The following is a 21,738-nucleotide window of genomic DNA, read 5'->3' on the forward strand; positions in this document are numbered from 1 at the left end:
CAAATATATATGAAAACTATATTAGCTGTTGAAACAAGCTGTGATGAAACTGCAGCAGCAATTGTAAATAGTAATAAGCAAGTCCTTGCTCACGAAATTCTTTCTCAGGAAGAGCACAAAAAACGCGGTGGGGTAATACCTGAAATAGCATCACGTGCTCATATGAAGCATTTAAGTGGTTTAATAAAAAGTGCTATGGAAAAATATAACCTTGATTTTTGTGATTTAGATGCAATTGCAGCAACATCAGGACCAGGACTCATAGGTGGATTAATAGTTGGTACAATGATAGCTAAAGCAATTGCACACGTAACACAAAAACCGTTTATTGCAGTTAATCACTTAGAAGCACATGCGTTAGTTGTTAGACTACTATATGAGGTTAAATTTCCGTTTTTAGTCCTGCTGATATCAGGTGGTCACTGCCAATTTTTAATTGCACAGGATGTAGGTAAATACATCAAACTTGGAGAAACGCTTGATGACTCATTAGGAGAAGCATTTGACAAAGTAGCTAAGATGCTGGGTCTAAGCTATCCAGGAGGTCCATTAATTGAAGAGTTAGCTAAAAAAGGTGATGGTATGAGATTTAAGCTGCCAAGAGCAATGATAAAACGTTCTGGATGTGACTTTTCATTTTCTGGAATTAAAACAGCGGTAAAAAACTTAGCACGAGAATTTGTAATGAGTGAACAGGATGTGTGTGATATGTGTGCTTCGTTTCAAGAGTGTATTAGCGACATATTACTCGATAGAGTCAGAAATGCTATTGGTATCGCTGTATCTTTAAATATTAAAATCAATGATTTTGTAATTACTGGTGGAGTTGCAGCAAATAATTTCCTGAAAGAGAGATTAGAAAAGCACATAGACTTGAACGTGCTTTCTCCTCCAAGCAATTTATGTACAGACAATGCAGTGATGGTTGGATGGACAGGGATTGAAAGGTTACAGAGAAACTATGTAGACTCTCTTGACTTTGCACCAAGGCAAAAGTGGGAATTAGAAAAATATTACTAGCACAAAAAATTATCTACTATACAATGCGGCCGCTGGTGAGTTTTTGTAGGATTGGAAATTACAGTGGTATCTACTAAAGCCTTATTCACTACCGGCATCATTATTTATGAGGTGCATTATGTTCAAAAATAAATTTGACACAGTTACTAGTGTTTTCAAAGCTAAATCTAGTACAAGAGAAAAGACATCCAGTTCAGGTTTATTTGTTGCGGGAAACGTTGGTATGGTCAGAGCAATTAGCAAGATAGACCTCTCTTCATTACAAGGCAATTCAGGAAATAAAGTCAATAAGCAAGACCTAATAATCATATATGATTATATTAATAAAGTAACTCAAGAAGAAAACTATAATGTACGTACTAATAATCTTGATTGTATAAGAAGCAGGATTTTAGCAGAAAATATAAGTGATTCATTGGCTGAAAAATTTCGTCAAGATGGATGGAATATAACAAGTAATGATGGTTCTTCGCTATTAATAGTGGCTATTGAAAGAATTGGGAAAGAACAAAAGAAAAATAGGAATTATGATATTCATATTGAAATAGCTGTATCTCTAATTCTTGTTATGGGCAGAGAATTGATTATAAAATTGGAGAATTTTGCAGATAGTAATGATAAAACACTTCTACATTATTTAACTTAGTCGGGCTGGCTTTGTTGAATAGCTAGTGTTGGTAGAGGTTATTGTAAGAAGAAAAGCTTTTCAATATATGACTACTAACGAATTTAGTTGTAGAATAGGCATTTTCCAAACAAGTATAACTTATGCCGCAAAAAATGAGAGTAAGTAACCAAAGAGAATATAACGAATTTCTCAAAAAAAAGAGGAAATATTTTTCATTTTGTTAATCAAGCTATAGAAAATTGGTATGAAAATAGTCCAAAAGTTGCAGGTGGCAATATCACTTATAGTGATGAGGTTGTAATTTTAATACACATAATAGTTCATCTTTTTAGAATTGGCTTGAGACAAGCTGTAGGTTCTGTAAAAGGTTATATGGTACAAATAGGCAAAAAAACTTAAGATTATCAGCTATACACAAGCGTCCAGAAGCTTTAAAAAGCTTAATTTGAAGATTGATGACCATAGAGCCAATAAGGATGATTTTGAAAATATTAAAATTGCCGTAGATAGCACTAGAGTTGGTATCTAAAATAATAACGGTGGCATAGTAGGCTTAATACTCGAAAAAGAAAATACAGTGGTTATGGTCAAGTAAGAAAACTACATGTTGTTTTAAACGTGAATGATAAGAAAGCAATAAGCATGAACTACACTAGTGGTGTTGCTGTAGACTATTTGCCGGTCTGTGATATGTGAGAAGAAGTCAGTGATAAATATAATATTTGTTCTATTCGAGCAGATGTGGCTTATGATATAAAAAGTGTGTATAAAGAATGCAGAAAATACAATGTTGTGCCTATTATTCCCCTAGAAAGGATACTTAAATTTGTTTAGCTGATTACTTCTCAGAAAGAAACGAGTACATTAGTAGAATTAGGTAATATGAGAATTATGAAGATGGTATTAATGAATGGAAGAAAAAAGTTAAGTATGGAGCACGTTCTTATATTGAAGTCTTTTTCTATAGGTTGAAGCAAATATTTGTGTTTAACTTGAAAAATAAATCAGAGGTAAATCGTGAAAAAGAGCTGTTAATTAAGTGCTACTTATTGAATAAATTTACTGATATAGGTGTGGCTAAATTTAAATTAGCTGCGTAAATTTACTTTGATTTACATGCACTATCAGTTCTATGCAATAAAGCCTACCGGGTAAAGAAGATATTTTATGTTTTGTTAAATAAATTTCTCATTATGTTTTCTCCTAATAATTAAAGTTAGTGATCAATGTATTAATAATAGCATAAAAATATTAAAGATTTCAACTAATTTATTAAAACAAGTAAATAAAGAGATTAAGAGTGGTGCCTAAAACAGATTTTCTATGAGAAAATTTGTATTTGTTAAGATATACGTTAGAGGGAGAATGTAATCAGCTATAGCTAATCAAGGAAAGGTTCCTCAAAAAGGACATAGATGTTTAATCATATTATTAAGCAATAGAAGTTGGCTATGTTTCACAGATCGAAAAGAAGGGCTCAAGAGAAACAAACAGAGATAAAAACAAAAGCGATATGTGGAAAGAATAGTGAAAAAGAAATAAAGGAAAAGAAACAGTATTTTACCAATTTAAGGAATTATTCAATAAGTCATAGTATACCTAAAAAGCTAACATCTCTAGCTAATAATTTCTCACTAATTTGTGGATAAAGTTTAGAAACGTACTTCTCATAGCATTTATCTAGGAATTCTTGGTCTGTCTGTTTTATTATGTAGGAATGGCATTTCTGCTTACATTGATTATATCTAAATTCAATCCCTTTCTCTTTGTTTGATGCTTGTTATTCCATAATATTCTTCAATTTAAACAATGTTAATATTGACATATAAATATGAACATTATACCAATATCATTACTTTTTAGGTATAGATGGCAAATTTATGCCTGGAAACAGTTTTTGGTTATTTCCTAGATTTTCTTTATAAAAACCAAAGGGCGCCAGTTGGTTTTTATTAGCTAAGATAAAGGTCAAATACCTGGAATTCTGAACATAAAATCCTCCTGTATAAATTAGAAAAAAATGCAGCGCACACACGACAGATATAAGCTGAAGAGCACGCCTTTTATTGAAAGATTAATTGAAAGTCTGCAGACAAAGATAAATTTTGAGCTCTTAAAATATCTCTAACTTTAACTATAATCAGATTGAAAATACGCGGAAGTAACTTTTTTTTTCAACAATAGATTTCTTTCATAACCAGGCTTCATCCCAGCTGAGATCCAACAAGAAAACCGTGCTGGAACTTTTGAATTCCAGTTACACAAGGAACCTAATATCATGGAGTTTTCAGACACTAACAACCAAGTGCTTTAATAAGGCAAAAAGCTTATCTAAGAGAGTAGGCCTTGCAATTGTACCAATAGTGGTGGGATTGGTAGGACTCGAACCTACGACCAATTCGTTATGAGCGAACTGCTCTAACCGACTGAGCTACAATCCCTTTTATTAACACCTATAATACACGCAAAAGGAAATTTGTCTACTCGCTTATTTCACTATCAACCCAACTGTGTAAATCATTTATTGCACCAATTTTGCGTGCAATTTCCTTACCATCTTGAAATATGATTAAAGTAGGTATAGATTGAACTCCATACTTACTTGGCACTTCAGTTTCTCCATCTATGTCAAACTTACAGATTTTAATCTTGTCTTTTCTATCCTTGGCTAACTGCTCGATACGTGGCATCAGACTTTTGCATGGTCCACACCATTCTGCCCAAAAATCTACCAGCACAAATCCTTTGTGGTTAGCAACTTCAGACTCGAAATTTTGATCATTTACCGCTTTAATATCATCACTCATAAAATACCTAAATTTTTATAAATATAGCGTATCAATTAACAGCTGATCAACTAAATTTTTCTAGATTCAAGTGAAGTGATTACATCTGATGATTAAAGATATCTACACTCCCCCAACCCATTGAATCTAGCTCAATGCGAGTAGGAAGAAATGCAAAGCACTTTTCGGCTAGTTCTTTTCTATTTTCACGTTCTAGCATTAAATCTAGCTTTTCCTTTATTCTATGAAGATATAAAACATCAGATGCAGCATAACTTTTTTGCTTGTCTGTTAAATTTTCATTTCCCCAATCAGAAGATTGTTGTTGCTTATTTAATTTTATATCAAGTAGTTCGAAGCACAACTCTTTTAAGCTATGACTATCTGTATAAGTGCGAACTAAACGTGAGGCTATTTTCGTGCAATAGCAAGGCAGTGCCCAGGTTTTTAAATAATAATGTATTATACTTACATCAAATCGCGCAAAGTGAAATATTTTGGTTATATTTTTATCCTCTAATATTTTTCTCAAATTTAGAGCTGTATAATCGTTTTTGAATTGAATCAAATGAGCGTTGCCATCACCAAAAGAAAGCTGAATAAGGCATAATCTATCTCTGCTATGCAGTAGCCCCATTGCCTCTGTATCAACAGCTATAGATTTTATATCATTCGGTATTGCACTGGCTGGTAGGTCGTCTTTATATACAAAGATTCTCATAAATTTAATATGTTTTATGACACATACAATAATCAAAAATGAGTTTTAAGTATACGAAAAGATCATAAAAATTTGGCTCTCATGATTTTTATGTATGTAGGGTTTACAAATTATGATATGCACCTATAATAAGAATAAGTAAATTTCCGTTGCGGGAGTGGCTCAGTTGGTAGAGCGCAACCTTGCCAAGGTTGAGGTCGAGGGTTCGAAACCCTTCTCCCGCTCTTCATAAAAAAAATTACTTCACTTATTCAACTAGTTTAGCTCTGCTTAAAGCAGATAAAAGCTTTTTAGAAAATTATTATTTGGGAGGGTTATATAGACAACGATACTAAAAGTGTTATTTGCCTTAGGTATAGCTGCATCAATAGGATGCATTTACAGGCTTAGCGCTCAGTTTTACAATTCTATCACCATTGGTAATGAGTGGAATTGTTTCTTCTGTCCTGGCAGCCTTATTTACACGCGTAATGATTTATAATAAAAATTTTTCCAAAAAAAAAGTTTTTTATTGTTGCCTGTTTATGTGCTGCAAGCTTTGCAACTGGAGTTGGTCTTGCTGCAGCTGCAGCTGCTGTTTTCCCTGGTGCAATGCTTGTAATGGGATAGGAACCTTTAGCAGGTGCGTTAATGGCACCCATATCAGTGGTCGCAGGGTTAATTACAACAGCTTGTGTTATTGAACCAATGGCTAAGAAAGTGAATGAGTATATTGTATCACCTATAGTTGAAAAATGTTTTTCTTTAAAAGAGGAAGAGAAAGGGCAAGCTATATAATAATCAATTGACGTTAGCATTTAGTTTTCTCTATAATTTCCTTTGTGAAAGAAGAAAAGTGCTTATTTGTAGCGATAGCTGGTTTGCCAAATGCTGGAAAGTCAACGCTAATTAACAGTATCGTAGGCAAGAAAATTGCAATTGTCACCCCTAAAGTGCAGACAACAAGGACTCAGGTAAGGGGTGTTGCTATATCCAACAATACGCAAATTGTTTTTACTGATTCTCCAGGAGTGTTTTCAGCAGAAACAAATCTTGAAAAAGCTTTAGTCAAATCTGCATGGGGAGCAGTTAAGGATAGCGACATTACTTTGTTGCTTGTTGATGTAAACAATTACCTAAAAAATATAGAAAGAATAAAAACGATATTTGCACGACTGGAGCGCACAAAAGGCAGATGCATTTTGGTTATCAATAAAAATGATTTAGTAAAGAAATCAGAGCTCAAGATGGCACATGAGCACCTAAATTTGCTTTATAAGTTTGAAAAAATTTTTACGATATCGGCACTGAAGAATGATGGACTTTCTAATTTGATGAATTACTTATCTGAAATTGCACAGATAAGCCCTTGGTTCTATGAAGAAGATCAAGTAACCGATTCCTCAGCTGATTTTTTATCAGCAGAAATTACAAGAGAGAAGTTATTCTTGAACCTACGTGAAGAATTGCCATACTCTATAGCTGTTATAACCGAACAATTTGAGGAAAAAAAAGATAAGAGTTTAGTCATAAAACAGATCATATTTGTATTGAAAGATAATCATAAGAAAATAGTGCTAGGAAAAGACGGCAGTAGCATAAAAAAAGTTAATATCGAGGCACGTACAGAATTGGAAAAGTTATTTGAGTGTAAAGTTCATCTCTTTTTGTTCGTAAAAGTGCGACCTTGGACTGATCGCCCTGAGGAATATATAAGTAATGCTTAATTCTTTGTTGGTATTTGATATTGAAACTATACCAGATGTAAATTCCTGCAAGAATTTACTAAATATTAGTGATGATAGCAGTGTAGAAGAAAAGAGGAACGCATTAACAAAATATCATCTTGAAATAACAAACGGGCAAAACTCTTTTCTGCGTCAACCCTTCCACCTTGTTGTAGTTATTAGTTTTTTACTTTGTAATATAACACGCCAGAGCGGTTATGAAATGTTCACACTACAAGAAATAAGATCTGGAGGCACAGTAAACTCCAATGAAAAAGAGCTAGTAAAGGGATTTTTTAACTACATATCAGAGAAAAAGCCAAGACTAGTTTCGTTCAATGGGCGCACTTTTGATATACCGGTACTGAAGTACCGTGCTATGGTTCATGGCACTCAAGCAGAATATTTTCACAAAGCTGGCGATAAGTGGAATAGTTACAATCAGAGGTACAGTAGTGATTGGCATTGTGATTTGCTTGAATCTCTCTCTGATTTTGGAGCTTCTTCAAGAATGAAGATGAACGAAGTTTGCGCAGCATTTAATCTTCCCGGCAAGATTGGAGTTGATGGTTCACAAGTTATGGACTTGTATGATAGTGGCAAAATACAAGAGATTCGCGATTATTGTGAAATAGATGTGATTAACAATTATTTGATTTACTTGAGGTTTATGCATCATCAAGGAAGAATTACTACAGAAAGCTATAATAAGAGCATAGAAGAACTGCTTTTAGAATGCGAAAAAAAAGAACACCTAAAGAAATTTAAAGAAGAATGGAAAATAACTTCTGGTGAATTTTATATTGAATTTAAATGAATAGATGTTACAGAGCAATCTAATGGTTGCTCTGCATAGTATTTGTAAACTGCTTGCAGTAGAAAAGACATTTTGATGTGCCCTTTGCTTAACTTCTGCTTGTTCAAGCTTAGAAAAATTTTCTAAGTTTTTATCTTGGTATTCCTTTTTTACTTTCTCGAAAAAATTTTGTCCACAAGAATATAATTACCTAAATTAGCAGCGTAATATTGAGCATCACCTAAAACTGCACAGTTAATTCGACTTAATATTCTTGAAGGGTAATAAAAGAGAGAAACGTTATTGTTCGATCGGAAATCCTTTTCATCAATTATTTTAATGGCTTCATGATAACCATCTATTTGATCAACAAAATATCCTTCAGGTACTGATATTCTCAATTGTGCACCTACGTGAGCATAACCACAAATACCAGGTGTACCGCTGATACTGGTTCTTGTCTATGTTGAGTGACTCTAATAGTTTTTTCTTGAAGAACATCATTATAAAATTCACCAGCAGTAAGATCAAAAACTCGTGGATCACCAAAATGAGATTAATTTTAAAATACTTGATTTCTGATCCCTGTTTTTCAGAATGAGATTTCAAAATGCCATACAGATTAGGCCATGAATCCATAAATGAATTATAGAAAGCACAACGAATTCTTCCACCTTCAGGTAAAAATTCTGAAGTAGCAAAAAGTACATTTAATATCAGTAACTCCATCATTAAAACTCTGGCTCAGACGAGCACCATGGTAAGCTACTGTTATTTCTTTACCTTTTATAAAAACGTGACCAGCATCTTTTTCAAAGCTATTACCAAATGGAATAATTTCATAACCTTCGCTGATGAGTTCAGCTCTAGTTTTATACATTTTTCAGTAGATGGAACAATTCAAAATCTTCTACAATTTCAAATTCAGCTTTGTACGCTCTTTGGGCTAGGTTGTTACATCTTTTTTTTACTTAATTTACCATCATCATCGCCATAGCTTATCTTGCAGAAATTACCCATTTCTAATAATTTCTCTCTATCAAATCCTGCAATTTTTACAATACTTTCATCTATTTTATAGTCAGAAGATAAAAAACATGGCTCATTTTCATCAGCACGATTTATAAATTCATAATCTTCAATGATCTCAAATTCATCGTCATATTCTTTCATCTTGTATTTGACATCATCTACTGAAATAGAGTCTGGCTGTTCAGTATTACCTGGCTCTGAGCCTATAGCAGCACCCGTAGTGCTAAACCAATTTCGTAAAAAACTAAAGTCCATAAACACCCTGATTATTAAAAATAAAATAATAATCCACTAATTATAATATAAAATAATATTATTATCAATGGTTATATTGATATTTTAACCTTTATGTACTTCCACATGAGTAAATTTTACTTCCATAGAAATAGAATAAGTATAGAGTTATAATGTACTAACAAGCAAACCTCTGTACTAAATTTTGGTTAACATGTACGTTGAGCGTATTTAAGAAAGCTGCTTTTAAAGTATTGCATTTTACTTTTATTTTCGCTATAAGGTTGCTTTAAGTTGGATTTTCAACATCTTTATACTATTTATCTTATGATTTTAAAATTTTTTGGGGGCACTTCATGAAAAAATCTATTTATACTAGAACTGCTCTAGCTTCTCTATTGACTTTATGTTCTTTTAGTGGCTTTGCTGCTGACTTTTCTGACGAGAGTATGAAGGAAGTAAAAAAGCAAGAGAGCAACGAGTCAATCGAAACTTCTGGAAAGATGGAAGTGACGAAGACGTCAAATAAGAAACTAAAAGAAAAAATGGACAGGATATGTAATGCTGATCCAAGAAAAAAAGCTGAGGAGCTTAAGAAAAAAGAAGAACTAAGATTAGCAGCTGAGCAGAAGAAAAAAGAGGAGTTAAAATTAGCAGCTGAACAAAAGAAGAAAAAAGAAGAGTTAAAATTAGTAGCAAAACAAAAGAAAAAAGATGAAATTAGGCTAGCAAAAGAGAAAAAAGTAAAGCTTATGGAGGATTCAAAGGCGAAAGCTCTAAGCACTAAAAATTCTAATGTAGAAAAGTCAAAAATTAAGGGCTCTAAAACTAACAATACTAAAATTGAAGCTAAAGATATAAAAAAGGACGTAAAAGTTGTTAACAGCAATATAGAGGAAAAAGGTAAGGCAAGTCCTGTTGTTTCAGTTGGTGGTATTGATAATATCAATACCAATCAAGGGGATAGTTTAAGAATAACTTTCGGTGGCGTTATTGATTCTCAAGGTTATGGTAGCCATGGGCTAAGTGACTATAACCATTATAATGTTATGCCAGGTAAATCTATAGATTATTTTAATAATGCTTCAGATAGTATAAAAGGAGCAAATCCAATATTTCCTAAAGAGATAGGAAATATTGGTGATTACAGTGAAAACATGGGCATGATTTCAGATGCAATATTGCACTTAAGAGCTGAAAATAAAAATGAGGATATTGGTCTTCGTTATGGTGCTGATGTACAATTCTATGTTCCAGTTGCTGAAGGTAAAGGAGCTTCACAAGGCGTGAATGCTGCAAGAGGTAGAAGTGCACATGTGTTTTTGAATTCAAAGTATGGTGATCTAAAACTTGGCTATCAGTTTGGTCCTGAGTCTCTGATGAGACTTGATGCAACAAGAATTGCAACTGTTGATGGAGCTGCAGATAGTGACTGGTTCAGAAAAGTAAACTTAGAAGGAAGTGCCGCAAACTTCCCATTTTACGTAACACCACGTCTTTACACTGAAAGCTTCTCGAGCGAGAGCGAAAAACTCTCCTTCCGTATGGCGGAAAAATACAACAAAAAGGTTATGACTACATTGCCATTTAGAGCTGCTTACTACTCGCCGAATTATATGGGTGCAAGATTTGGTCTTAGCTACTCACCTCGCTACGATAGTGGTTTATCCGTTGTAAAAGAAATAGCTCCAGATCTCCTCAAAGATTCAAATGTTAACTTAACAGAGGTAAAGAATAAGGAAATGTCAAGACATGTTGGACCAGATTACCAGCATATAATAAGTGCTGGTGCGTCATATGAGTATGACTTTAGTCAACATAATATAAAAGTTCAAACTTCCGTAGTTGGTGAGTTTGGCTTGGCAAAAGAGCCAAGTAAAGATAAGCACCTTTACAATGAGTTCATAGAGTACAATAACCTAGCAGGTATGAATTTAGGTGCAAGAGCTGATTATAAGATTGATGAAGATCAAAGTGTAAAATTTGCTGCCTCTTTTGCATACTTAGGCAAATCTGGTCAACCTAAAAGTATCAAGGAACTCGACCCTACTTCGAAAGAATATAAAGATACCAATGATGATGTTAGAAAAAATGGCTTAAAGCAATTTAATGACAAGGACACCATATATTGGACTGCAGGTGCTGGTTATCAGTATGATAATATCTACACAAGCTTGACATACTTTGGTAGCAGAATGAGCGATGAAGATATGCTTCATGATGTTGCACTTGGTATTCAGTATGATCTATCTTCTTGCAATAAGAGCAAGTTTGTTCCTTATGCAGCCTTACATTATTTTATGACTGATGAAAAAGGTGCGCTGAAAGACCAAGAAGGTACTGATGTACCTTCTAACCAAGGAATTCTTCTCCTCACTGGTGTGAAGTTTTCTTTCTAGTTATTTAATAATACACGCCACAGCTTGAATGTGGTGTGTGTCTTGTCTGTTAGTGTTTATTTGTCAATCAAATAAACATAAGCCAGTGCGTAACAAACTCTACGGGTGTTTATTTTTTCACACAATAAGTAATGTCATCTCATTCACAGCTGTACGAAAATTGTGGCAATTAGCATAGTAAATGGTGTCATCCCAGTGCTTGACACTGGGATCCATTTTTCCATCATCATCAGAAACGTTGTATTTTAACATTACTTTTATACTTGTAAATTTAACTAGATGACAATATCTGGGCGCTGGCATGATACCCTATGGCTACTCCGATAATGGATAAATCATCATAATCCCTTACCTATCGAACGTCTTCAAATTCAATCAATTAAGCAGTATGCAAACCAAACTAAAAAACCATTTAGCTGGAGAATTACTTACCATCGCTACTTGCCGAAAATTAACACTTGTAGGTGGAGAAGTAATGGGATTTACTTACTATGATGAAGATTTAAATCTCAATAACATACTCTATAAATCTTCAAGCGGCTTTATAGCCAACAGTATAATTAAATAGCGATTTGATAACTGATAATCTAGAAATTGAAGGAATATTAAATAGTGCTGATATTAAAGAAAAAGATGTTTTATCAGGAAGGTATGACTTTGCAAATATTGAAATATTTCTTGTGAATTACAAAGATTTGAGTCAGGGAATTATGAATTTGCATTCAGGAACTTTTGGTAAAGTAACATTAAATATTGGGAGGTTTATCGCTAAAATTAGAGGTCTCACGACAAAGCTTGAGAGAAGCATAATAGAGCTATATTCTCCTGTATGCAGGGCACAATTTTGCGATGATAGATGTAAAGCTGATGCTAAAAAGTTTAGTAGAATGAGCACAATTACTAAAGTGATAGATGAAAGAAGATTTGAAGACACTAATTTAATCGAAAGCGATGGATATTATAAGCACAGAGTAGTAAAATTCTGTAGTTCAGCAACATTTGAAGTTGTAGTTAAAGAATACAAAAATAAAGTAGTCACATTATTTGCTTCTCCTCCATATCAAATTTCTACCGGAGATAAATATTCGATACTTGTAGGTTGTGATAAAGCATTTTTAACATGCAAAAACAAGTTTAACAATACTGTGAATTTCCGTGGCGAACCATATATACCAGTTGTTTAGCAGCACAGTTTTTAATATTATGATAAGTATGGAAAGGTGGCTGAGTGGTCTAAAGCACACGCTTGGAAAGCGTGCACATATAAAAATATGTCGGGGGTTCGAATCCCCCCTTTTCCGCACATTATTTCTAGTATAACATAGGATTTTCTGTTTTGTTCTTGAACGTAATAACCATATAGCATTAGCACTTCAGCTCCGCAATTTTTCAGAGTCATCTAAGTCAATAAAAGAATAGAGTTGATGTTCATCAAGTTGCAGAGCCTTCTTGATTTTTGATGACAAAGAGTAGTTGTTATCATAGAAATACATCCAATAGCCAGCATAACTTCCCTATTCCTAACAATATCTTGCAATACTATACTTAGTATGTGTCATTTCTCACGAGCATCAGCAAACTGCTATATACTTAACCTACCATAATATATCAATACAATTCTTTATTGAAAATTCCGGAAAACAAGAGAAGCCTTACGCTTTTTACTGTATCTTCTACAGAACAGAAAATGAATCTGCGAGAGCATGGAAATTGTCTCCAATACCTCTTAATGTATCACTTACATCAATATCAGTTGGTCCTTGTGAAGGATGTTCAGGAGCATCATACATACTATTACATTTGGCCTTGCATATAGATTTTTCTACTCCCAGAAAATCACTATCCGCGTGTATCTTCTCACAGTTTCTATGGCACCAATGACGTCCATCCCATGCTTCAAGTGTCGATGAAGTTAAGTCTTGTGTGTCTTTTGGCATCCCACTTTCCGACATGTGAAAAGGAGAAAAAAAAGGAAGGGCTTTTATGTTTTTTGGCATAATATTCTCCTTAATTAAAAAATTAGTATAATTTAAACATATAAATGTTAAAATATTGATAATAGCATAGTTATTTCTCAATACAGTTTTTACAAAATAAATATTATACACCCTTACTTCCCGATCCATTCTGCACCTTAGGTGGCTTTGCTCAGCTCAAAAATAATTCATTTTTTGACTATACCCCTATAATTTTACTGCTCTATAGACTATAAAATCGATGCTAATAACGGATTAGAGATAAACGTTGCAAAGAATCTGCATTGGCTCAACCGGAAAGGTTACAGTAAGTTAATACTGGAAGGATATTAGTATGGATCCTCAGACTCGTAAATGTCTTTTCTGTGTTTTATTGAAACAATGGTTACTTCATACTTTGCAGCATTTACATGATACGATAATCACTAGTTCTCAGTCTTCTGTATCCTTTGGGTTTGTAACAAAACGATTCACCAAAATCAATTAGATTAACTGTAAGTCGCTCTTTTACTATCTCTTCAACTCTTAACTTTATTGTTTTTGGAAAAGCTCTTCCTACCAACATTTTTAGGAATTTAATCTTATACCGCTTTAGTCCCACCTATAGTGGTAAGATTATCTACTTATTCTTGTATGGAAATTTACCAATCGTTAAGATGCTTATTGTAATAAAAACATATTCTAATAGAATGGAAAAATAAAATGACACACAAACAAAATGTATTTGAACAAAATGTAGAAGATAAAGTTATATTTTTAGATAGTTTGCGTAACAAAAGCATAGGTGAGCTTATCGATTTTATAAAAGAAAGAAAAGATATCGAAGAATTTGGTTTTGGAGATCATTATACTAGTCATGAAATAAAATCTAGAAGAGGTAATAATATGAAACTTAGGTGTATAGGTGTAGGAACTGGTTTAGTTGCTGGTCTAGTTGCAGCATGTTGTTTAGGGCAAGAAACTTTAGCTCTTATTGGCTGTTCTGGTGTGGTGTTGATTGCATTTGCTATAGTTGGTGCGTTACTTGGATCTGGAGCGGGCTATGTTGTGGGTAAATGCCTTGATAAAATTAAGGTGACAAATATACAAAGAGAAAGAAGTTGTTAAAGGTTAGTGTTGTATTCTGAATTTCTTTTAATACTTAAAGATTTACAATCAGAGCAAACTACTTGGCCACGTGGAACTGATTTCAGCTCATCAGTTGACACTTTACTTGAGCAGAATATGCATTTTATTTTATCACTTGGGGCGAGTGAGTGATCAACAGCAATTCTATCATCAAAAACAAAACACTCGCCTTCCCAATTACCACTTTTATTACCAGTTTTTTCAAGATAGGAAAGAATACCACCTTTAAGATGGTAAACATCTTTAAATCCAAGGCTTTTCATATATGCTGTAGATTTCTCACATCTGATTCCACCAGTACAGTACATAGCTACTTTCAGGTCTTTACTTTCAGAAAATGACTCTGCCCACTGAGGAAAATCGCGAAAACGCTGAGTATGTGGATTAATTGCATTTTTAAACTTGCCTAGTTTTACTTCGTATTCATTTCGTGTGTCTATCACTAAAACATCAGATTGAGAGACAAAATCATCCCAATGTTCTGGATCAACGTACTGGCCTCTGACGTAAGTACCGAGATTACTTACACCAAGATTCACAATTTCTCTTTTTAATCTCACTTTCATCTTACTAAATGGTTGATATTCTGACGAGCTCTCTTTCCACGTAAGACCTTTGAGCCTTTCATCAGAACGTAGAAAATCAAGTGTTTTATCAATTGCGTTTCTTTCTCCAGATACAGTTGCATTAATACCCTCTTCTGCAAGGAGTATAGTGCCTTTTAATTCAACGTTGTCACATGCAACCTTTATTTCGTCTTTCATGTCATAATAATTAGAAAGTTTTATAAAATGATAGAAAGTTGCAATAACAAAACTCATAACTAATTAGTTTATCGATCTAAGACATAATATATAAAATTATGAAGATATTCAACAGGACGGCTGTTAATTACTGGATATCTTTAATTTTTACATATAACATTTTAATATCAAATATAGATTCAAGTTGATGTTTCTGAGAGAATTTAAAAATGTATTCTTGTTTTTAGTAAGTGTATTATTTGTCTGCCCTATACTATCGTTAATATCGATTCTATTCACAGAATCAGCAAACTCTGGATGGGTAATTAGTAGACTTTTTCCTGAATATATACTCAATACGTTGATTTTGATGGTAGGAGTAGGGTTAATATCCTTTATATTCGGAGTAATTCCAGCTTGGCTTACTACATTTTTTGCGTTTCCCGGAAGTAGAATTTTTGAGATTGCCTTATTCTTTCCGATATCAATTCCTGGATATATAGTATCGTTTGTTTATGTAAATACTCTAGAGTTTTCAGGTCCTATTCAGAGCTTGTTAAGAGACACTTTTCAATTGGGCAAAGGTGACTATTGGTTTCCCGAGATCAAATCCCTAGGTGGTGGAATATTAGTAATGGGATTTAGTCTATATCCATACGTTTATATGTTAGTCCGCTCAAGTCTAAAGAGCGTTAGCAACTCAGTCACTATTGCATCAACACTTGGGTTCTCCTCATTACAGAGTCTTTTTTCTGTCATAATACCCTCAATACGTCCATCAATTATAGCTGGATTATCCTTGGTACTAATGGAAGCAATTACAGATTTCGGCACACCACAGTTTCTTGCTATCGATACTTTCACGACAGGAATATACCGTACTTGGTTTTTATTGCATGACAAACATTCAACCACTGTTTTGGCAGTTGCAGAACTCATTTTCGTTGCAACACTAATAGTTGTCGAGAAAAAACTACAAAAAAGAGAAATATCTTACTCTTCAATCAATACTAATGCAGATTATCACAATAAACGTAGTATAAACGGTTCTATATCGTTGATCTTTTCTTATTTTATGTGTTTATTGCCGATATTAATAGGCTTTATTTTACCAATGATCCCACTTATATATTGGAGCATAGAGAAAGGCTTTTTCATATACGAAGCAAGATTTTATAATATAATAACAAACAGTATTAGTTTATCATTTATTACCGCGCTAATCTCGATCAGCATTGCAATAATTATTGGATATACAGCACGTAAAAATAAGGTAATAAGGAATATAGCACGTCTCATTTCTCTTGGATATGCAATTCCAAATGCAATTATTGCAATTAGCATAATAATGTTTTTAAGCAGAATATCTTCTTTCATTACTCAATATATTATGGAAATTAGCTTGGTAGGAACTATTGGCGCATTAGTTTACTCATATTTATTTCGTTTTTTTGCTATATCTTTCAAGGCGATAGAGTCGGGACTCAAAAAAACACCAAATGAAATTGAATGGACTGCATATACTATGGGTCATGGGCCTATTTCCACTTGCCTAAATATTCATATTCCCCTTATCAAGAAAAGCATACTATCGGGATTTCTGCTCGTGTTTATGGATACGGTAAAAGAACTCACTGCAACACTAATTATCAGACCATTTAATTTTGAAACCATATCAACTAGAGTATATGAACTTGTCAGCGATGAGCGTTACAGGGAAGCTGCCCCATTTTCGTTAATGATAGTTATTATAGGTTTAACCTCTACAATAATCTTATTCACACTTGATGATAAGAATCAAAAATAAACTGTTTTGTATCTGTTCAGCAGAGTAACAAAATAAGATAGACGAAAAAAGACAACTATAGAAGCAAATGGTCAGTGCTTTCGTGTTTATCAACTTAGTTGGATCTCAGTATCAGCTACTCGGACGACATCATGGAAGCTCAAATGACAAAACAAGAAGCACTGGTTTCAGATGCACTTAAACAAATACACTATCTTGATAATCAATGAGGTCTAGTGTTAACGTATGGACTATCTAAGGAAAAGGCTGGTACCATAACATCAAAGGTTTTTATGGTCTCTTCGTTCAGAAATTCATATTTACCCTGCATTATTCCTGATGGTGTATTTAAGTATGTTCCACTTGTATATTTGAATACCTCTCCAGATTTTATCACAGGTTGTTCTCCAATAACACCAACTCCGGCAATTTCATTTGTTTTTCCCTTATGATCTATTATTTGCCAATAGCGACTTAATAATTGAATGGTTGATGAGCTTTTGTTTTTTATCTTAACATTATATATCCATACGTAACAATTTTCATAAGGAATGGATTGCTCTTCAATGTAAATTGGCAAAACCGTAACTTCAACAGAATTAGTAATAAGTGTGTATTTCATGGTCATCGTAAAGTGTTCATGAGAAAAATTTAACACACTTCAGTTATACACTTTTTTTCATGGATTTTCCAAGCATATTATCGTACTCTAACTAGGAAGTATTAATTTACATGATGAACACAACAGATCCACTGGATAAAAAAGTGATAGGAATAATAGGAAGTGGGCAATTGGGTAAAATGACTGCTACCGCTGCAATGAAACTTGGGCACAAAACACATATTTTTGCCGGTGCTAAAAACGATCCAGCTTGTTCTGTTGCTGATGACTTAACAATAGCAGGCTTCTGTGATAAGAGAGCACTTGAATCTTTTGCAAAGAGTGTGGATTTAGTCACTATTGAGTCTGAAAATATTCCATGTAGTGCAATTGATATTATGTCACAGCATACAGATTTTTATCCAGGCAGAAAGGCATTACACATTTCGCAAAATAGGCTGAGAGAGAAAGATTTTATTAGAGATTTAAGCATAAAAACTACTGATTACAAAAGTATACAAAATTATAATCAGCTACTAGAAAGTAGTGAAACTTTTAGCTGTCCAGTGAGGCTAAAAACAACGGAAATGGGTTATGATGGAAAAGGACAATATGTGATTGAAAATAATTCTGAACTGAAGCAATTTGCTTTCTTGGATTGGAATAAGGAGTACATTCTTGAAGCAAGTGTTGATTTACTGAAAGAGGTTTCAACAGTCGTTGCAAGAGATAAAAACGGTAAAGTAGCTCTTTTTCCCATAGCAGAGAATCACCACGTTGACGGAATACTTAATACTTCAATAGCACCAGCTAAAATAGATAATAAATTAGCCCAAGAGGTACAAAAAACTGCAGAGAAAATAGTAACTGCGCTTGATATAGTAGGAATTCTAGCTATTGAATTTTTCATCACTAAGAATCATGAATTACTAGTTAATGAACTGGCCCCGAGACCCCACAATTCTTGCCACTGGAGCTTGGATGCATGCAACATTAGTCAATTCGAGCAGCTAGTTAGGATAATATGCGGGCTATCTATGCGGGAAGTAGTATTACGCTTTCCTTGCATGACAAAAAATATAATAGGTAATGATATATATAATTCTCACAAATATTTGAGCAACGAAAAAGCTAGTTTGACCATATATGGGAAAAAAGAGGTTAGGGATAAGCGTAAAATGGGACATGTCAATATAGATTTAAGTTATTGAGCTATAAATGCTCTTTGATCAAGATCTCTAAGATCTGCACTATATTTAGTGCTGCACCTCTGCGTAGATTATCAGCTACTATCCACATGTTGAGTCCATATTTTATGGTACTGTCTTGTCTGATACGCGATACATATACAGCATCCTCCTGTACAGTATCAATCTGAGTCGTATATTCACCTTCTTCACGCCTATCGTACACTAAAATTCCACTATCTTCGGCTTCACTGAGCATTTCACGAGCTTCCTTTTCAGTTATATGCTGATCAAATTCAGCATTTACCGCAATAGCGTGTCCAATAAAGACAGGCACTCTTACACAAGTTGCAGTCACTTTTATATTCTCTCCTAAAATTTTTTTTGTTTCCTCTTGCATTTTCCATTCCTCTTCTGTAGAGCCATCTTCCATGAAACCTCCTATATGGGGAATGCAATTAAATGCTATTTGCTTAGGAAATATTTCAGATTTTTTCGCTTCGTTCATGAATATTTTTTTTGTCTGGTTGTAGAGTTCATCCATTGCTGCTTTACCTGCACCAGAAGTTGATTGATAAGTTGAAGCAACGATTCTCTTTATTTTTGCTTTTTGGTGCAATAAATGCAATGCCAACAACATCTGTATTGTAGTACAATTTGGGTTAGATATTATGTTGTGATTCTTATATTCCGTAATTTTATCTTTATTGATCTCTGGAATAACTAGTGGCACGCCTTCTTTCATCCTAAAACGAGAGGTATTATCTACGACAATACATCCAGCTTCAGTTGCAATCGGTACGTATCTCTCGGAAACATGAGACCCAGCACAGAAAATTGCTATATTAATTCCAACAAAATCGTAGTTCTCAAGGTCTAAGACAGTTAATTCTTCATCGCCGAAACTTACCTTTTTTCCCTCTGATTTTTTTGATGCAAATACAATAACAGAATCTATTGAAATTTTTCCTTCGTCTTGAAACTCGGCAAGCGCGCTTAATACCTCACGACCTACTCTTCCTGTTGATCCAATAACAGCAACTTTATATCCCATTAGATAAACCTCTGACTTTAAAGTTATATTATATTTTACTGATAAAATTTACAATTACTTTAATGTTTTTACCTTGAAATTAACCATAATTTAGTTATAATCGCAAGATACTAGTAATATTGCGTGGTAGAATGAAATGAGTAAAAAACATTATGACACCAAGGTCAAACCTATAGTGTCTGAATTTCAAAAGCCTGAAAAAGTCAATAGATTAGAGATTCAAAATGTTCTTTCGAAAAAAAACAAGCCAGCGATAAATTTTGATGATAAAAAGTATGGTGTGAAAATTTCTAAGATAGATCAGTATCTTTCAAACAAGAAGCAAGAATCTTTTGGATTAAGAGCTTTTCTAAGTTCAATACCGGTAATAGGAAGATTTTTAGTGAAAATTTTCACGCCTGAAAAAGGAGGGTATAAAAAACTGCAATCGCAAATAGGTCTTTCTAATAAAGCAAAAAATGAGATCTACGTAGATAATAGACGCACAGAAGAAGTAGGTAGCAAACTTGAGAATGGTAATATTGAACAAGTAGATAAGGAGAAAAAAAATCTTGGCCCATAAATATTAACCATTTATAGTGTATCTCTCACTACTGAATTTGTTGCACAGAAGTTTTGCAGTACCAAAATAAATAAACCGGTATGCCACTTGCAGTGAACAGGCTCGAAATCAGCAGAGTGCCTACATGTGTTTCTAATATCACCCAACAACAAAAGGTTGTTGCTATGCTACCAATTAAAATCTTATAACAACTCCTCTCCTGTATAATAACCTTTAGAAAGGCAAAACAGCACGCAAGATAAACGAACAAAAATGAAATTACAGAAAAGTCAATAATCGACGTAATCTGCTGGGCAAAATTGTTGTTTGAAGTGAGAATTAGTAAAATTGCAGTTCCAATTGAACTAACTGTTATTCCCCAAAAAGGAGAGCCGTGCTTGTTCCTTTTAGCAAAGAATTTTGGCATTAGTCTATCTTCTGCAAGACCAAAAGCAACTTGTCCACTAGATAAAACCCAAGCGTTTAGACTGCTAACACAAAAAATGAATGCAACTATAGAAACAATTAAATGCCAATTACCAGAAAACATAATTTTTATCGCATCAACATATGGTGCTCTTGAACTTACTAAATCGTTGCCATTGATCAATCCCATGATTGCAAAATTGTTGATAAAATATATAACAACAACACAAACTGTGCCAAGCACCACAGCTTTTGGTATAGTTTTAGCTGGATTATCAACTGACCCTGCAGGTGCTGTTGCCAATTCAAGTCCAATAAAACACCATAAAGTAAGAAGTGTAGAGCGAGCAAGAATTTGCGATGTTGTAAGACTTAATACTTCTTCACTTATAATAAAATTATTTCTATCGAAAAAAAACAACGCTGCTACAGGTATTGCAAGCAATACAGCAACCTTCACAACCGTGAGCAGAAACTCAACATGCCCTGCAGTAGCTATTCCCCTTAAATTTATTAATGTAATGATTGTAAATAACAACAGCTCTAAAAATAAACACATACTTTTGATATCTTCATGGAAAAATGGTGTAAGATAGCCAACACCCACAACTATTAAAGCTGTTGTACTAACCCATGAGATTACCCAATATGTCCAACCAACAAAGAACGCTGCAGCAGGACCAAAAGTATGTTTCACATAAACATGAGGACCTCCTGTTTCTGGAAACTTTGCACATAGCGTAGCAAAAACTAGCGCAAGAGACACAGCACCAGCTCCTGATATCATCCAACTTATAAGGCTATAAGCGCCATATGGAGCAAGGCTAATTGGAAGCATAAAAACCCCAGAGCCGATCTGACTACTAATAACTAAAGCAAAAACAGCCCAAAAACCTATTTTATTTGACACAACACCTCTTAATTCTATTAATGTAAGCCAGTAGTATAGCTTAAGAATTTTAGCAAATAAAAAA

The 21,738-nt window shown here is 33.8% G+C and carries 24 protein-coding genes, 3 tRNA genes and 1 pseudogene; 15 read left to right on the plus strand and 13 right to left on the minus strand.

The features are described from left to right. Nucleotides 1-9: 9 nt before the first annotated feature. From tsaD to wTpre_RS04335, 4 genes and pseudogenes are all read left to right on the plus strand, one after another. Complete coding sequence (tsaD, locus tag wTpre_RS04315; protein ID WP_068652242.1) at nucleotides 10-1,020, plus strand: tRNA (adenosine(37)-N6)-threonylcarbamoyltransferase complex transferase subunit TsaD; 1,011 nt, start codon at nucleotides 10-12, stop codon at nucleotides 1,018-1,020. A 118-nt stretch (nucleotides 1,021-1,138) separates the two neighbouring features. After that, nucleotides 1,139-1,666, plus strand: a complete 528-nt coding sequence (locus wTpre_RS04320) for a hypothetical protein (RefSeq protein ID WP_068652244.1) — start codon at nucleotides 1,139-1,141, stop codon at nucleotides 1,664-1,666. Between the two features lie 122 nt (nucleotides 1,667-1,788). Then, nucleotides 1,789-2,748: pseudogene (locus tag wTpre_RS07530) on the plus strand (IS5 family transposase). A 351-nt stretch (nucleotides 2,749-3,099) separates the two neighbouring features. Beyond that, nucleotides 3,100-3,297 carry a hypothetical protein gene (locus wTpre_RS04335; protein WP_068652246.1) on the plus strand — a complete coding sequence of 66 codons (198 nt, stop codon included), beginning with the start codon at nucleotides 3,100-3,102 and terminating at the stop codon, nucleotides 3,295-3,297. Nucleotides 3,298-4,012: 715 nt separating this feature from the next. Here wTpre_RS04335 and wTpre_RS04350 read toward each other — a convergent pair. The 3 genes from wTpre_RS04350 to wTpre_RS04360 all read right to left on the minus strand — a co-directional run bounded on the left by wTpre_RS04350 (nucleotide 4,013) and on the right by wTpre_RS04360 (nucleotide 5,155). Continuing rightward, nucleotides 4,013-4,089: transfer RNA gene (locus wTpre_RS04350), tRNA-Ile, on the minus strand. A 39-nt stretch (nucleotides 4,090-4,128) separates the two neighbouring features. Continuing rightward, nucleotides 4,129-4,455, minus strand: coding sequence for a thioredoxin (gene trxA, locus wTpre_RS04355; protein ID WP_064085368.1), 327 nt, complete (start codon nucleotides 4,453-4,455; stop codon nucleotides 4,129-4,131). 79 nt (nucleotides 4,456-4,534) lie between these two features. Then, nucleotides 4,535-5,155: a ribonuclease D gene (locus wTpre_RS04360; protein WP_068652248.1), complete on the minus strand. Its 621-nt coding sequence runs from the start codon at nucleotides 5,153-5,155 to the stop codon at nucleotides 4,535-4,537. A gap of 151 nt (nucleotides 5,156-5,306) precedes the next feature. On the opposite strand from wTpre_RS04360, the gene wTpre_RS04365 reads away from it, so the two are divergent. Continuing rightward, nucleotides 5,307-5,379 (plus strand) — tRNA-Gly (locus wTpre_RS04365). A 231-nt stretch (nucleotides 5,380-5,610) separates the two neighbouring features. On the opposite strand, the gene wTpre_RS05710 is transcribed toward wTpre_RS04365, so the two are convergent. Further along, nucleotides 5,611-5,952 carry a hypothetical protein gene (locus wTpre_RS05710; protein WP_068652250.1) on the minus strand — a complete coding sequence of 114 codons (342 nt, stop codon included), beginning with the start codon at nucleotides 5,950-5,952 and terminating at the stop codon, nucleotides 5,611-5,613. A gap of 24 nt (nucleotides 5,953-5,976) precedes the next feature. On the opposite strand from wTpre_RS05710, the gene era reads away from it, so the two are divergent. Beyond that, nucleotides 5,977-6,861, plus strand: a complete 885-nt coding sequence (gene era, locus wTpre_RS04375) for a GTPase Era (RefSeq protein ID WP_068652253.1) — start codon at nucleotides 5,977-5,979, stop codon at nucleotides 6,859-6,861. Then, nucleotides 6,854-7,678 carry a 3'-5' exonuclease gene (locus tag wTpre_RS04380; protein WP_068652255.1) on the plus strand — a complete coding sequence of 275 codons (825 nt, stop codon included), beginning with the start codon at nucleotides 6,854-6,856 and terminating at the stop codon, nucleotides 7,676-7,678. Before era ends, wTpre_RS04380 begins: the two co-directional genes overlap by 8 nt. A 655-nt stretch (nucleotides 7,679-8,333) precedes the next feature. On the opposite strand, the gene wTpre_RS06945 is transcribed toward wTpre_RS04380, so the two are convergent. Then, nucleotides 8,334-8,537, minus strand: a complete 204-nt coding sequence (locus tag wTpre_RS06945; protein WP_245609389.1) for a hypothetical protein — start codon at nucleotides 8,535-8,537, stop codon at nucleotides 8,334-8,336. A gap of 74 nt (nucleotides 8,538-8,611) precedes the next feature. Beyond that, nucleotides 8,612-8,944, minus strand: coding sequence for a hypothetical protein (locus wTpre_RS06950; RefSeq protein ID WP_245609390.1), 333 nt, complete (start codon nucleotides 8,942-8,944; stop codon nucleotides 8,612-8,614). Between the two features lie 335 nt (nucleotides 8,945-9,279). Between wTpre_RS06950 and wTpre_RS04390 the strand changes: the two genes are divergently transcribed. Then, complete coding sequence (locus wTpre_RS04390; RefSeq protein WP_068652256.1) at nucleotides 9,280-11,322, plus strand: WD0745 family porin; 2,043 nt, start codon at nucleotides 9,280-9,282, stop codon at nucleotides 11,320-11,322. Nucleotides 11,323-11,439: 117 nt separating this feature from the next. On the opposite strand, the gene wTpre_RS07225 is transcribed toward wTpre_RS04390, so the two are convergent. After that, a complete protein-coding gene (locus tag wTpre_RS07225; RefSeq protein ID WP_256359282.1) occupies nucleotides 11,440-11,574 on the minus strand; it encodes a hypothetical protein in 135 nt (44 codons plus the stop codon). A gap of 136 nt (nucleotides 11,575-11,710) precedes the next feature. On the opposite strand from wTpre_RS07225, the gene wTpre_RS07230 reads away from it, so the two are divergent. The 3 genes from wTpre_RS07230 to wTpre_RS04405 all read left to right on the plus strand — a co-directional run bounded on the left by wTpre_RS07230 (nucleotide 11,711) and on the right by wTpre_RS04405 (nucleotide 12,623). Beyond that, a complete protein-coding gene (locus wTpre_RS07230) occupies nucleotides 11,711-11,890 on the plus strand; it encodes a baseplate hub domain-containing protein (protein ID WP_256359283.1) in 180 nt (59 codons plus the stop codon). A 4-nt stretch (nucleotides 11,891-11,894) separates the two neighbouring features. Further along, complete coding sequence (locus tag wTpre_RS04400; RefSeq protein WP_256359284.1) at nucleotides 11,895-12,506, plus strand: DUF2163 domain-containing protein; 612 nt, start codon at nucleotides 11,895-11,897, stop codon at nucleotides 12,504-12,506. Between the two features lie 30 nt (nucleotides 12,507-12,536). Continuing rightward, a tRNA-Ser gene (locus tag wTpre_RS04405) sits at nucleotides 12,537-12,623 on the plus strand. Nucleotides 12,624-12,995: 372 nt separating this feature from the next. On the opposite strand, the gene wTpre_RS04410 is transcribed toward wTpre_RS04405, so the two are convergent. Both wTpre_RS04410 and wTpre_RS05865 read right to left on the minus strand, forming a co-directional pair. Then, entirely contained in the window at nucleotides 12,996-13,448 is a 453-nt protein-coding gene (locus wTpre_RS04410; protein ID WP_068652261.1) for a hypothetical protein, read from the minus strand. Nucleotides 13,449-13,704: 256 nt separating this feature from the next. Beyond that, nucleotides 13,705-13,863: a hypothetical protein gene (locus wTpre_RS05865; protein ID WP_179945509.1), complete on the minus strand. Its 159-nt coding sequence runs from the start codon at nucleotides 13,861-13,863 to the stop codon at nucleotides 13,705-13,707. 137 nt (nucleotides 13,864-14,000) lie between these two features. Here wTpre_RS05865 and wTpre_RS04415 point away from each other — a divergent pair, with 137 nt between their 5' ends. Next, entirely contained in the window at nucleotides 14,001-14,405 is a 405-nt protein-coding gene (locus wTpre_RS04415) for a hypothetical protein (protein ID WP_068652263.1), read from the plus strand. Here the strand turns inward: wTpre_RS04415 and trhO are convergent. Then, complete coding sequence (trhO, locus tag wTpre_RS04420) at nucleotides 14,402-15,247, minus strand: oxygen-dependent tRNA uridine(34) hydroxylase TrhO (protein ID WP_068652265.1); 846 nt, start codon at nucleotides 15,245-15,247, stop codon at nucleotides 14,402-14,404. The genes wTpre_RS04415 and trhO overlap by 4 nt on opposite strands. A 130-nt stretch (nucleotides 15,248-15,377) precedes the next feature. On the opposite strand from trhO, the gene wTpre_RS04425 reads away from it, so the two are divergent. Then, nucleotides 15,378-16,976 carry an ABC transporter permease gene (locus tag wTpre_RS04425; RefSeq protein ID WP_068652267.1) on the plus strand — a complete coding sequence of 533 codons (1,599 nt, stop codon included), beginning with the start codon at nucleotides 15,378-15,380 and terminating at the stop codon, nucleotides 16,974-16,976. A 202-nt stretch (nucleotides 16,977-17,178) separates the two neighbouring features. On the opposite strand, the gene apaG is transcribed toward wTpre_RS04425, so the two are convergent. Continuing rightward, complete coding sequence (gene apaG, locus wTpre_RS04430) at nucleotides 17,179-17,583, minus strand: Co2+/Mg2+ efflux protein ApaG (protein WP_068652269.1); 405 nt, start codon at nucleotides 17,581-17,583, stop codon at nucleotides 17,179-17,181. A 107-nt stretch (nucleotides 17,584-17,690) separates the two neighbouring features. On the opposite strand from apaG, the gene wTpre_RS04435 reads away from it, so the two are divergent. Beyond that, nucleotides 17,691-18,767: a 5-(carboxyamino)imidazole ribonucleotide synthase gene (locus wTpre_RS04435; RefSeq protein WP_068652650.1), complete on the plus strand. Its 1,077-nt coding sequence runs from the start codon at nucleotides 17,691-17,693 to the stop codon at nucleotides 18,765-18,767. A gap of 1 nt (nucleotide 18,768) precedes the next feature. Here wTpre_RS04435 and wTpre_RS04440 read toward each other — a convergent pair whose 3' ends face one another. Further along, nucleotides 18,769-19,797, minus strand: coding sequence for an aspartate-semialdehyde dehydrogenase (locus tag wTpre_RS04440; protein WP_068652270.1), 1,029 nt, complete (start codon nucleotides 19,795-19,797; stop codon nucleotides 18,769-18,771). Between the two features lie 136 nt (nucleotides 19,798-19,933). Here wTpre_RS04440 and wTpre_RS04445 point away from each other — a divergent pair, with 136 nt between their 5' ends. Beyond that, complete coding sequence (locus wTpre_RS04445; RefSeq protein ID WP_068652272.1) at nucleotides 19,934-20,359, plus strand: hypothetical protein; 426 nt, start codon at nucleotides 19,934-19,936, stop codon at nucleotides 20,357-20,359. Nucleotides 20,360-20,387: 28 nt separating this feature from the next. On the opposite strand, the gene wTpre_RS04450 is transcribed toward wTpre_RS04445, so the two are convergent. Beyond that, nucleotides 20,388-21,674 (minus strand): APC family permease, encoded by a 1,287-nt coding sequence (locus wTpre_RS04450; RefSeq protein WP_068652274.1) that lies wholly within the window; start codon nucleotides 21,672-21,674, stop codon nucleotides 20,388-20,390. Nucleotides 21,675-21,738: the final 64 nt, after the last annotated feature.

The organism is Wolbachia endosymbiont of Trichogramma pretiosum, from assembly GCF_001439985.1.
Taxonomy (GTDB): domain Bacteria; phylum Pseudomonadota; class Alphaproteobacteria; order Rickettsiales; family Anaplasmataceae; genus Wolbachia.